The sequence below is a fragment of the Bacillus sp. FSL K6-2865 genome (assembly GCF_040311405.1).
GTDB classification, from domain to species: Bacteria; Bacillota; Bacilli; order Bacillales; family Bacillaceae; genus Bacillus; species Bacillus velezensis.
The window spans coordinates 3,913,990-3,926,186 of sequence record NZ_CP152036.1; the positions used below are offsets into that span (position 1 = coordinate 3,913,990).

A 12,197-nucleotide genomic window follows, 5' to 3' on the forward strand; every position below is an offset into this window, starting at 1 on the left:
CTGTTTTTTTTGAGCTAATTCAGCTCCTGTATATTCTGCTCCGCCGCGGCCGCAAATACTTTCGGCTCCGGACGGTCAAGATCTTCATGGAATAAACTTACTTTGTGAATCTGCCGGTTGTCGTACAGATGAAAGTAGTAGTTCCCGGTGTCACAGCACATGACCGACGTATACTGCGTATAATCAATTTCATTCTCCTCTGTGATCACCGCGCCTTTTGGAATATTCACATTGGACAGCACGTGAAAAGCGGCCGTAACGCCATCCGTTTCATGAGCGGCAGACTCTAAATGCTCTTTCAGATAAGCGGCTCTGATGAATCGGGATGGCGGCGTGTAATCACCGGGAAGCCCGATCGTTCCAGATCCTTGGCCGAAAGCGGTTAATGTCATTCCGCCCAATGTTTTGCTTTCTGACTGCTGCGGCCTGATTCCGATATAATGGCGCAGATTGGTCACATGCCAAGGAAATTCCGGACTGTTGGTCATCACTCCGGGTTTGTTGTCATATACTTTCATTCCCTCCGGTGTCGGCTCGATGACAATGCAGCCGCCCGTGCGGTCTGATAAAATCCAATGAAGAGGCAGCACCGTATCCAATAACATTAACTTCTTCTCTACAATCGTCAGCATTGAGAGCTTTTCCTTTATGTCTTCAAGAGATTCACAGTTTGATAAGGCCCAGGTGACAAACTCATGAGGAGCGATGTGACAGGTGCCCTCCCGTTCCGCTTTCTCGTATCCCGCAAAGCCCGGAAAATACAGCGTCGCACACGACAGCCCTTTTTCATTCACGCCATCGGCAAACAGAACATTGCCGAGATTTCTCCCCATGCCGATAAATGCGTATTTCGTCTTATGCATCCTGCCGTCAGCTTCGCTTTTCCAGCTGTACTGACGAGGGTAAAGCATGACGTCCGTACCGAGCTGAAATGCAAAATCCATCGTTCGCGCCAATAGGTGATTACCGTCTGTCGTTTTCAATGTAAGACTTGTACACATATCATCAATCCCCTTTTCATTAATGAAATTTACACAAAGTAAACTATTCTTCCAGCTTAACGAATAATGGCTCCATTCGTCAAAAGATTGACACATTTCTCCTTAATACATATTAGTCCGTAAGCATATCCATGCCTTTTAAACCCTGGCAAATCGTTTTGGCGGCAGTGTTTGTTCCGTTTTTCAAAAAAACTTTTGAACGGCTGTCAACGAGGCTTTACAATGTTTTTCCTGCATGCTGGAATTTGTAAACGGCAGGTCAATCTGTTAAGCTATGTCTTTATGTTAAAGAAGAACATACGGAGGAGATTATCTATTGAAAGTAGAAAGGCGAACGATTGAACATATTCCGCATGACGAAAGACACGGAAAGGCTAAAGATTTATTCCCCGTCTGGTTCGGGGCGAATATGCATATTACGACGTTAGTCACAGGCACACTGCCCGTTACAATGGGGCTCGATCTCTTTTGGAGTATCGCCGCCATTATTATCGGAACCTTTATCGGCGCAATCTTTATGGCGTCTCATTCCGCACAAGGACCTCAGCTCGGAATTCCGCAAATGATTCAAAGCCGCGCGCAATTCGGCGTGATCGGAGCGATTCTGCCCCTCTTTTTGGTCATGTTTATCTACCTGGGCTTCTTTGCGAGCAGTACGATTCTCGCAGCCGGTACACTGAGCAGCTTTGTACCGATTCCGGCTTCATGGTGTATTATCGGCTTAAGCGCCATCTGTTTTTTACTCACGATCTACGGTCATGATCTGATTCACAAAATGCAGAAAATCCTCTCTTGGACCTCCTTTGCCGTTTTTTTTGCTGCAACGATTCTTATTTTTCAACTGCCGATTCCTTCAGGAAGCTGGGTGCCCGGCTCATTAGACCTGCCTGTTTTCCTAGTGGCGGTCAGCGCGGTGGCCACATGGCAGCTGGCATATGCACCATATGTCGCAGATTATTCCCGTTATCTGCCGGTCAAAACACCGGCATCGCATACTTTTTGGTACAGCTACGCAGGTACGTCAGTCAGTTCCATCTGGATGATGCTTCTTGGCACCATTTTGACGACGGCGCTCCCGGAATTTACCGCTAATGCGGGAAATGAGATTGTCCGATTGTTCGGTCCGTTTTCCTTTATTATGCTGATCATCGTCCTGTTCGGGCAAATGGCGATCAACGTCTTTAATTTATACGGAGCCTTTATGTCTACGACGACTACCTTAGAGCCGTTTTTAAAACTGAAGGTGACGCCGAAAACGAGAGTGGTAATGATCCTTTATGTGACGGCAGCAGGTACTGTATTAAGTCTCTTGGGCCAAAGCAATTTCATGGAACTGTTTTTAAATTTCATCTTTTTCATCAGTTATTTCTTAATTCCATGGACGGCGATCAACCTCGTGGATTACTATTTTATCCGCCGCGGAAAATACCACGTCAAATCGATGTTTGACGTCAACGGACAATACGGCAGGGTCAATTGGATTACAGCGGCCGCCTTCGTTTTGTCGATTATATTAGAAATCCCATTCATCAATACATCCTTTTACATCGGGCCGCTCGCTGAAATATTCGGCGGAGGCGACATTGCCTGGGTCATCGGCCTGGCCGTTCCGTCGCTGCTGTATTATGTCCTGATGAAATCAAGGGTAAAACAACAAGAGGCGCCTTCTCTATGAAGACGCCTTTTCTTTATTCATATTCCTTCCATACACGCGGCAGCAGTTCAGAAAGTTCGTGCGCCAATAAGGTATGGGCGGAGCGCTCTTTCGTCCATAACTCCGCACATTCACCGTGAAGGCGGACGGCGTTCAATACGGCATGCTTCGGGTCTTGATGACAGCACAGCATGCCGAGAATCATTCCCGTCAGCGTGTCGCCGGTCCCGCCTTTTGCAAGCGCGCCGTTTCCTGTTGTATTCCTGCGGCATTCCCCGTCGGGAAAAGCGATAATGGTTTCGTTTCCTTTCAGGACAATCGTGGCGTGAAGCCGCTCCGCCCATTCCGCGGCATATCCCGCTCTGTTCTGCTGAATCTCTTGAATCGGAAGGCCTGTCATTCTGGAAAATTCGCCGGGATGAGGCGTCAAGATCACGGGGGCTTTCCTCTTTGGATAGGTTCTTTTCGTAATGGCGCCCGCGTCCAGTATGACGGGATAATCGGCAGAAAGCAGCTGATCAGCCGCCTGCTGCACTTCGTCTGTTTGGGGAAGGCCCGGTCCGATGGCAGCGGCCCGGATGGTTTCCCCGGGCTGGCCCGCCGCGGCTTTTTTCCAGCCGTCACGCCAGTACGTCGCTTCCGGCAGCACCGGGACGATAAGCGGGATGACGCCTGCCGATGTACCGATGACGAGCTTGCCGACACCGCTTCTCATCGCGCCCAATCCGGCCAGAAGGGCGGCTCCCGGCATGTCTTCGCTGCCGGCCAGCAATAACGCCGTCCCGAACGTCCCTTTATGGCTGTCTGCCTCCCGTTTCGGCAGCGTATCTTTCACATCCTGTTCCGTCCAATCCATTATATTCATCTCTGTACCTCCTCTTCTGTCTCCTATTTATATTCCAAACAAGAAGAGATTTTAAACCGCACAAAAAAAACAGCCGCTTGCTTGCGGCTGTTTATGTTCTGATCGGAACATCAAGACGGTAAAGCTTCCGGTACCGTTCGTTTTCTGCAAGCAGCTCTTGATGGGTTCCTTCCATTTCTGCTTTTCCATTTTCTAAAAAGACGATTTTATCGGCTGTTTCCACACCCGCTAAATGGTGTGTAATCCAGAGAATCGTTTTCTCTTTAAAGACATCAAAAATCGTATCAAGCAATTCGCGTTCAGTGACCGCATCAAGGCCGACCGTCGGTTCATCAAGGATAATGACCGGCGTGTCTTGGAGAAGAATACGGGCAAGCGCGATCCGCTGCCGTTCCCCGCCTGAGAAACGAATCCCCGTCTCCTGCACGGACGTTTCATATCCGTCAGGCAGTGATTCAATATAATCATGCAGCTTCACTTGCCGAGCCGCACGCTTAACATCTTCATCACTCGCCTTGCCGTTTCCGAGCCGGATATTGTTCATAATGCTCGTGTTAAAGAGATGAGGTTTCTGATTCAAAACGGCCACCGCTGAGGAAATCTGCTCCTGCACGGCCGCAGTTTCCAGCCCATTCAGCATCACTTTGCCCGAATCGGGAACTAAGGCGCCTTCAATTAAAGCGAGAGAGGTCGACTTACCGGAGCCGCTCCTGCCGAGCAGCGCCATTTTTTCACCTTGGCGGAGAGTGAAGGAAAAACGGTCAAGCACATGACTGTGCTGATCATAAGAAAACGTCACGTTATCAAATGTAAGTGTCACATCAGATACATCCAGTTTCTCATCTGTCTGCTTCACCTCACGACTTCGCAGCTCCGGAGCCGCCTGACTCATTCTATTGATGGAATCCTGATAAGAAGGCACTTCCGTCAGCGCATCCGAAAGGGGCAGAAACGCCTCTGTCAATGGAAATACGACAAGCACAAAGGCCGCGATCATCGTGTTGGCGATGCTGCCGTCCGCATACTGACCCGCCGTCCAGAACAGCATGATCAATATGAAGCCGCCGACAAGACATTGCGCGGCGAGATCACGCCATCTCGTAAACCGCTGACGTTTGCTTTCAAGATCAAACCATGCCTTCTCTTTCTCTTCATAAGAGGAAATAAAGGCCGCCTGGCGTCCCGAGAACATCCAGTCGCTCACGCCGAGCACGGCATCTGTCAGCCGGCTGTAGAGCGTATTCCGGCCGCTTTTCAGCCTCATGTTTTTCGCTCTCGTCACAAGAAGCGACACAACCGGAAACAATACAACCAATATAAACAGGTAAATCGCCGCAAAAGCGGCAAACGGCCAGGAAAAAAAGCCGAGTCCGATAACGGATGCCGCATACAGCAGCAAAGCGGAAACCGCAGGAAAAATCGTTTTTAAAAACGCATCCTGCAAATGCTCAATATCCTCAGCCAAAATGCCGAGCATGTCGCCCGTCCGAAAACGGGATGAAAGCATGAGCGAGGCCGGCTCCAGCATATTGTAAAGCCGCACCCTCATGTCGGACACGATTTTCAGAATGATATGGTGCCCCGTCAGACGCTCGGCGTACCGTGAGACTGAACGGGCAATCCCGAAGGTCCGCACGGCTACAATCGGAACGTACACCAGCAGGATATTCTCAGGCCTGGTCGCCGACTTAGAGATCAAAAAACCGGAAGTGAACATGAGAAAGGCCGCCGAAAAAATCGTCACCGCGCCTAAAAAAATCACAAGAACAAACAAACGGGCATTTTGCTTCATATACGGCAGAATCCATTCTTCTTTTCTCATGTTCTTTCCCCCAGTTGCGCCTTTACAAGTTTGGCGTATACGCCTTGTTTCGCCATCAATTCGTCGTGGGTGCCGATTTCCGCCACTGCGCCGTCATCAAGCACGATAATTTCGTCCATCTCAAGCATCCAGTGAAGACGGTGAGTGGCCAGAAAGACAAGTTTGTTTTCAAACAGGTCTTTCATCGTTTCTTTTATTTCATATTCTGTTTCAATATCAAGGTGAGCGGTCGGCTCATCCAAAAGGAGAATCGGCCGGTTTCCTAAAAAGGCTCTGGCCAGCGCGACACGCTGAGCCTGCCCTCCGCTGAGCGCCCGTCCGCCCTCGCCGATCCGGCCGTCAAGACCGCCGGGCAGATCACGGATCAGTCCGGAAAGACCCGCCGATCTAGCGGCCTGCGCCGTTTCCTCACGCGAAGCATCAGGATGATAAAACCGGATATTATTCAAAAGCGTGTCATCAAAAATGTACGGGTGCTGCGGAATATAAAGCAGCTGCTTCTGCCAGCCGTCCGACTGCAGATGTGAGCGGGATTCACCGTTTACCTTGATCTCACCGGACGCAGGCTCTAAAAAGCCGCCCAGCACATCAATGAGTGTCGATTTTCCCGCACCGCTTTCCCCGATAATCCCGATTTTCTTCTTCCCTTTGAAGGACAGATGAAATTCAGACATCGATTCTCGGACGGACAAACGCGTAAGCTGTAATTCATCCCCGTCAGTCCACGTATCAAGTTCGAGCGGCTTTTCTTCTTTAAAACCGGGCTGCGCCAAAATCGCTTGAATGGTTTTCCCCGCCTCCTGCCCGTTTAACGTCGCGTGGTAATCATTCCCCACTTCGCGGACCGGGAGAAAATATTCAGGCGCGAGAATGAGCGCGGTCAATGCCGGTCCGAGCAGAATTTGTCCGTCTATCAGCCGCAAGCCGAGAAACACCGCCACTGTCGCCACCGACAGCATCGTAAAGAAATCCAGGGCGAATGATGATAAAAACGCGACCCGGAGCGTGCTCATCGTCGCCTTGCGGTATCTCTCACTGACATGAAAGATATTTTTACTGTGTGATTTGCTTAATCCTAAAAACCGCAATGTCTCCAGTCCGCGGAGCGAATCCACGAAATGATTGGAAAGCGTCTGATAGGACTTCCATTGGCGATCGGCTTTTTTCTGTGCCACAAGTCCGAGCAGAATCATAAATACAATCAAAATCGGAAGCGCAAGAATCAGAATCAAAGCCGATGTTTTATCCTGAAAAAACACGTAAATAACAACGGCAGCCGGCACAATCGCCATGCTGACCATTTTCGGCAGAAACAGCTCTAAATAACGGCGGAACTGGCTGATGCCTTCCATCGCCAGCGTCACCATCCGGCCTGTCCCCTCTTTTTTCGCAAAGCGGGGGCCGAGACGGAACAATTGCTCAAGAAATCTTTTTCTTAAGTCTGCGCCGGTTTGCGCGGCATATTGGTACACGATTTTCTGCCGGACCGTTGTCACCGCATGCCGGACCAAAAACGCAAGCAGGAAAAAGCCGATAACCGGATAAAGAGAAGCAATCCGCTTCCCGTTAAATAATCCGGTTACCGCCTGGCTCAGCCATTCCGCCTGCAAGATGATGGCGGCCGTTTGTATAATCGTTAATCCCGTAATGATCGCAAGAATCCGCTTCATTCCTTTATAAAGAAACAGGTCTTTTCCCATTAATAAGTCATAGGCTCCTTATGGCTGACGCGTTTCCGGAAGACGTAATAGCTCCAGATCTGACTGCCGATGACAAACGGCAGCAAAGTCAGTGCGGCAATTGTCATGACCTTAAGTGAATAATCACCGGAAGACGCGTTAGCTACTGTTAAGTCATACGCGCTTTTCAGCGAGCTGACCATGACGCGCGGGAACAGAGAGATAAAAATCATCGCAACTGTCAAAGCAAGACCCGCGCCGGTCATACCGAATGCCCAGCCGTCTTTTTTCTTGCTCATGAACACAACGGCAAGAACGTTGCAGATGACAATCAGCACGAATACCGGAATCGTGATGTTTGCCCGGCGTGTAAACATATCCGTATCGTATGCAGACATCGCAAAGAAAGCAAGTACAACAAGAAAGATAACACCGATTACGCGTTTTGCCATTTTTCTCGCACGCTCTTGTAAATCACCGATCGTGCGCAGGGTGATAAACATTAAACCGTGCAGGAATGAAAGAAGGGTGACGGCCGCTCCGCCAAGAACGGAATACACGTTCACAATATCTGAAAAACCTGCGTGAATGTTCATATGTCCGTCAATCGGCACACCGCGGAACAAGCTTGTGAAAATAAGTCCGAATACAAATGGCGGGATAAGGCTGCCGAAGAAAATCACCCAGTCCCATGTTTTGACCCATTTTAAATGATTCACTTTTCCGCGGAATTCAAACGCCACGCCGCGGCCCATTAAAGCAAGAAGGATGATGATAAACGGAATATAATATCCGCTCAGCATCGTCGCATACCAGTTCGGGAATGCCGCGAAGATCGCTCCCGTACCTGTCAGCAGCCATACCTCATTCGCATCCCAGAACGGGCCGATGGTGTTAATCAGCACTCTGCGTTCTAATTCATTATGGCCAAGAAATCGGGTCGAAATGCCGACACCGAAGTCAAAACCTTCTAAAAAGAAAAATCCGACAAACAAAACTGAAACGAGTACAAACCAAAGATCATGAAGTGACCCCATGGTAGACCTCCTGACTGAACGGATCCGTTGATACAGGAACATCCTTGTGATCATCATGGTCCGCACCTTTTTTAATTTCACGAACGAATAGGAAGACAAGCAGCGCGCCTAAAATCAAGTACATGACGCCGAAGCCGATAATTGAAAACAGCAGAGATCCCGTCGTTACGTTAGGCGAAACGGATTGTGCGGTCGTCATTTGTCCCATGACCGTCCACGGCTGGCGGCCGATTTCAGTCATAATCCAACCGGCAGAGTTCGCAATGAACGGGAATGCGATCAGCGCGATCATGCCCCGTAAATACCACTTGCTCGTATGAAGCTTTTTGCGGCGGTTCAGAATAAAGCCGGCAATCGCGGCAAAAATCATAAGCGCGCCCGCTCCCGCCATAATGCGGAAACTCCAGAACGTCGTTTTGACAGGCGGGATATAGTCGCCTTTTCCGTACGTTTTTTCATATTCTTTTTGAAGTGTTTTCATCCCTTTCACACTGCCGCTGAACTTCTGGTAAGCCAAGTAGCTGAGTGCGTAAGGAATTGAAATTTCTGATGTGTTTTTTTCTTTATTCGTATCAATGTTCGCAAAAGCCGTCCACGCGGCAGGATCACCGCTGTCATCCCAAAGCGCTTCACTGGCAGCCATTTTCATCGGCTGCGATTCCATTAAATGCTCAGCCTGCATATGTCCGCTGAACGCAACGCCGATACCGGCGATCAGACCGACAATCATCGAAAGCTTGAAAGATTTATGGAAGAAAGGCACTTCTTTTTTCTTCAATAATTTAAATGCGCTGACACCGGCGATAAAGAAAGCACCCGTCGCAAGCGCCCCGAAAATGACGTGAGGGAATTCAACCCAAAGCTGAGGGTTTGTCAAAAGCGCCCCGAAATCATTCATTTCCGCTCGGCCGTTTTTAATCGTAAAGCCGACCGGCTCCTGCATGAATGAGTTTGCCGTCAAAATCCAGAAAGATGACATAATCGTTCCGAAAGATACAAGCCAAATGCAAAGCAAATGCACTTTTTTAGATAAACGGTCCCAGCCGAAAATCCATAATCCGATAAAAATAGACTCCATAAAAAACGCCAAAAGCGCTTCAATCGCAAGCGGAGCCCCAAATACGTCTCCGACAAAACGGGAATAATCAGACCAGTTCAATCCGAACTGGAATTCCTGAAGAATCCCTGTGACGACGCCGACAGCGAAGTTAATTAAAAAGAGATGCCCCCAAAATTTAGCCATTTTGAGATAGGTCTCTTGTTTTTTGACAACATAAAGCGTCTCCATCAAAGCAACCATAAACACAAGCCCGATAGACAAAGGCACAAACAAGAAGTGAAACAATGTTGTAGATGCAAATTGAATGCGGGCTAATACCAACTCACTCATGATGTTTTTCCTCCAATCTGGTAAATTGCTCAACACTTCACAAACATAGCGAAATCATTGCTCGGTATTTCACAAAAAATGATATATTTGCTCAATGTTTCACAAATTCGTCAAAACTATTGAAATATCAGCCTGTACACCCTGGGGGACAGCGGCTGTCATAGAAATGATTCAATATCATTACTTTACAACGATTCAGCCTAAAAAAAAAGATCAATATACCTAAAATAAGGCTGAAATTGTGACCGATTATTGTCGGATTTGTAGAGATTTTATGTCAGCACCTAGGATATTTGTCCCTTTGATATCGTACCTCTTTTTTATTCGTGTGGCGAACAAAATGCTTTTCTCGGTGAAAAATCCCGCCAAATCGACATTTTGAGAAAGAAAATGTGAAGAAAGCATGCCCTCTAGTAAATTCATAATATATGAACAATTTAAATTTTTTAGTATACTTTAAATGGGGATATTTTTTCACTACCTAACGACTGGGGGAACAAGCATGGGAGAACTTCAACCAAAATTGCAAACGGATTCAATCCAAAAACAGGAACGGACTGATAACTGGTTTGCCAGAGCAATGAATATAAGAATCGGCATTATTCCTCTTCCTATCTATATCCTGCTTTTCTTGCTTATTACGGTGTTTGTCATGAGCCGTGATGTAAAAAGCGACATTCTGACATCAATTGCCGTCATGAGTTTTTTCGGATTTACCTTCGGCCAGGTCGGAAAATCCATTCCGATCGTGCGTTCCATCGGCGGCCCTGCGATTCTCACAACCTTTATTCCATCCGCTGTCGTCTACTACCACCTGCTTCCGAAAGACATTATTACTTCAACAACAGAATTCACAGAAAGCTCCAACTTTCTCTATTTATTTATTGCCGGTATCGTCGTCGGCAGTATTCTTGGGATGAAAAGAGAGACGCTCGTCAAAGCTTTCGTCAAGATTTTTATTCCGCTGATCGCCGGCTCGATCGCGGCCGCCATAGTCGGCTTATGCGTCGGGACGCTGCTCGGGCTCGGCTTTCAGCACACACTGCTTTATATTGTCGTTCCGATTATGGCGGGGGGTGTCGGTGAAGGCGCGATTCCTTTATCCATCGGCTACTCCGATATTATGCCGATGTCCCAGGGAGACGCCTTTGCGCTTGTGCTGCCGTCCATCATGCTCGGCAGCCTGTGCGCCATTATGTTATCGGGTTTGCTGAATGTCATCGGGAAACGCAAACCGGAATGGACGGGCAACGGGAAGGTTGATAAGTCTGATCATTCCGCTCCCGCATTGGAACAGCCGGCCAATGATAAAACGTTTGATTTGTCCTTTTTCGCTTCAGGCGGTATTTTAGCGGTTTCCCTCTATTTGGTCGGCATGCTGGCGCATGATTTCTTTCAGCTTCCGGCTCCTGTCGTGATGCTCGTCCTTGCCGTTCTCATTAAGCTGTTCAGGCTGGCGCCGGCTTCGATTGAAAACGGAGCCTTCGGCGTCTCGCGCTTTTTCTCGACAGCCGTGACCTATCCGCTCTTATTTGCGATCGGCGTTTCAATGACACCATGGGACAAGCTGATTGCGGCATTTACGATCAGCAACATCATTACCATTTTATCAATCGTCGTCACGATGATGGCCGTCGGTTTTCTGATCGGAAAATGGCTGAATCTGTACCCGATTGAGACGGCGATTATTAATGCCTGCCATTCCGGCCAGGGCGGCACCGGCGACGTCGCGATCTTGAGCGCCGCTGAACGGCTTGAGCTTATGCCGTTCGCCCAAGTGTCGACCAGAATCGGCGGAGCGATTACCGTGAGTGTCACCCTTCTGCTGCTTCATCAATTCTATTAAACTGAAAAAAAGCCTCCGCATATGCGGAGGCTCTGTTATTTCATCACATTTTGAATATAAGAGCCGAATGCCGCCCCGGACATGCCCGGCGATACACGGACGCGGTGAAGCCCGTAAAGCCCCTGATCTCTTGACGCCGCTCCCGGCTCCGTCGTAACCGCCATACGGTAGCCTGACGCGGCGGCGGCTTTTAATGTTTCCTTATTATATCGTCCGACAGGGTAGCTGATCATAGACGTCCGCTGCCCGAACATTTGATCAAATAAACGCTTAGAGTCCTTCATTTCACGTCGCTGCTGCTGCGGTGTGAGCCCGTTCAATTCGAGATGGTTCATCGTATGGCTCTGAATGGAAATGCCGTGGGCGGCCATCTCCTTCATCTGCTTCTCAGTCAGATGATTCTTATGCCCGATATAGTTTCCGATCATAAAGATTGTCGCTTTCATCTTGTATTTCTTTAAAATGGGATAGGCCGCTTTCACATTGTCGGTATAGCCGTCATCAAATGTGATCAGAACACATTTTTCACGCGGCTCCTTATCCTCCGTCAGCATCAGATAGGCCTCTTCAGGAGTCATCGTATAATAGCCGTGATCATGAAGCCACTTCATATGCTGCCGGAATTCTTCCTTCGGCACACGCAGGCTGTTTCCCTCAGAAATGCTGTGGTACATCAGAATCGGCAGTCTTGCCGTTCCTTTCGTTTGAACCCAGGCGGACGTATCCGGCTCTTTTTTGATTTGGCGCTTTACAGACTTTTTATCGTGGTGCGCTTCTGCCTTCGGAATGCTTTGTTCGGCGCTTGCCTCATGGCCCGAGCAGGCGGCAAGCGTAAACACGGCAGCCAAAAGGCACATGCACATGATCATGCGTTTCATCGTTTTCCTGCTTTCTGTCTTCTAT

Annotated in this window: 9 protein-coding genes; 2 read left to right on the plus strand and 7 right to left on the minus strand. The window is 48.7% G+C overall.

Features of this window, described 5'->3' with window-relative positions; genetic code table 11:
- Positions 1-14: 14 nt before the first annotated feature.
- The gene (locus NYE42_RS19350; RefSeq protein ID WP_265450962.1) at positions 15-1,001 is read right to left on the minus strand and encodes a choloylglycine hydrolase family protein; all 987 of its coding nucleotides are present in this window, start codon (positions 999-1,001) and stop codon (positions 15-17) included.
- 316 nt (positions 1,002-1,317) lie between these two features.
- On the opposite strand from NYE42_RS19350, the gene NYE42_RS19355 reads away from it, so the two are divergent.
- Positions 1,318-2,676: a cytosine permease gene (locus tag NYE42_RS19355; protein ID WP_352426656.1), complete on the plus strand. Its 1,359-nt coding sequence runs from the start codon at positions 1,318-1,320 to the stop codon at positions 2,674-2,676.
- A gap of 13 nt (positions 2,677-2,689) precedes the next feature.
- On the opposite strand, the gene NYE42_RS19360 is transcribed toward NYE42_RS19355, so the two are convergent.
- The 5 genes from NYE42_RS19360 to NYE42_RS19380 all read right to left on the minus strand — a co-directional run bounded on the left by NYE42_RS19360 (position 2,690) and on the right by NYE42_RS19380 (position 9,448).
- Entirely contained in the window at positions 2,690-3,520 is an 831-nt protein-coding gene (locus NYE42_RS19360; protein WP_052827997.1) for an NAD(P)H-hydrate dehydratase, read from the minus strand.
- Positions 3,521-3,611: 91 nt separating this feature from the next.
- Positions 3,612-5,342 (minus strand): thiol reductant ABC exporter subunit CydC, encoded by a 1,731-nt coding sequence (gene cydC, locus NYE42_RS19365; RefSeq protein WP_144664741.1) that lies wholly within the window; start codon positions 5,340-5,342, stop codon positions 3,612-3,614.
- Complete coding sequence (gene cydD, locus NYE42_RS19370; RefSeq protein ID WP_012118782.1) at positions 5,339-7,042, minus strand: thiol reductant ABC exporter subunit CydD; 1,704 nt, start codon at positions 7,040-7,042, stop codon at positions 5,339-5,341. Before cydD ends, cydC begins: the two co-directional genes overlap by 4 nt.
- The gene (gene cydB / locus NYE42_RS19375; protein WP_053104103.1) at positions 7,042-8,058 is read right to left on the minus strand and encodes a cytochrome d ubiquinol oxidase subunit II; all 1,017 of its coding nucleotides are present in this window, start codon (positions 8,056-8,058) and stop codon (positions 7,042-7,044) included. The genes cydD and cydB overlap by 1 nt, the downstream gene beginning before the upstream one ends.
- Complete coding sequence (locus NYE42_RS19380) at positions 8,042-9,448, minus strand: cytochrome ubiquinol oxidase subunit I (protein WP_007407763.1); 1,407 nt, start codon at positions 9,446-9,448, stop codon at positions 8,042-8,044. The genes cydB and NYE42_RS19380 overlap by 17 nt, the downstream gene beginning before the upstream one ends.
- Before the next feature lie 502 nt (positions 9,449-9,950).
- On the opposite strand from NYE42_RS19380, the gene NYE42_RS19385 reads away from it, so the two are divergent.
- Complete coding sequence (locus NYE42_RS19385) at positions 9,951-11,294, plus strand: 2-hydroxycarboxylate transporter family protein (RefSeq protein WP_352426657.1); 1,344 nt, start codon at positions 9,951-9,953, stop codon at positions 11,292-11,294.
- A gap of 35 nt (positions 11,295-11,329) precedes the next feature.
- Here the strand turns inward: NYE42_RS19385 and NYE42_RS19390 are convergent, their stop codons facing one another.
- On the minus strand, positions 11,330-12,172 hold the full coding sequence (locus NYE42_RS19390; protein ID WP_012118785.1) for a polysaccharide deacetylase family protein: 843 nt from the start codon (positions 12,170-12,172) through the stop codon (positions 11,330-11,332).
- Positions 12,173-12,197 lie beyond the last annotated feature (25 nt).

Bases quoted from the DNA above. Each gene is read 5' to 3' on its own strand.
- NYE42_RS19390 (WP_012118785.1), bottom strand. From the start codon at position 12,172: ATGAAACGCATGATCATGTGCATGTGCCTTTTGGCTGCCGTGTTTACG.
- NYE42_RS19380 (WP_007407763.1), bottom strand. From the start codon at position 9,448: ATGAGTGAGTTGGTATTAGCCCGCATTCAATTTGCATCTACAACATTG.
- cydD (WP_012118782.1), bottom strand. From the start codon at position 7,042: ATGGGAAAAGACCTGTTTCTTTATAAAGGAATGAAGCGGATTCTTGCG.
- NYE42_RS19385 (WP_352426657.1), top strand. From the start codon at position 9,951: ATGGGAGAACTTCAACCAAAATTGCAAACGGATTCAATCCAAAAACAG.
- cydC (WP_144664741.1), bottom strand. From the start codon at position 5,342: ATGAGAAAAGAAGAATGGATTCTGCCGTATATGAAGCAAAATGCCCGT.
- NYE42_RS19350 (WP_265450962.1), bottom strand. From the start codon at position 1,001: ATGTGTACAAGTCTTACATTGAAAACGACAGACGGTAATCACCTATTG.
- NYE42_RS19360 (WP_052827997.1), bottom strand. From the start codon at position 3,520: ATGAATATAATGGATTGGACGGAACAGGATGTGAAAGATACGCTGCCG.
- cydB (WP_053104103.1), bottom strand. From the start codon at position 8,058: ATGGGGTCACTTCATGATCTTTGGTTTGTACTCGTTTCAGTTTTGTTT.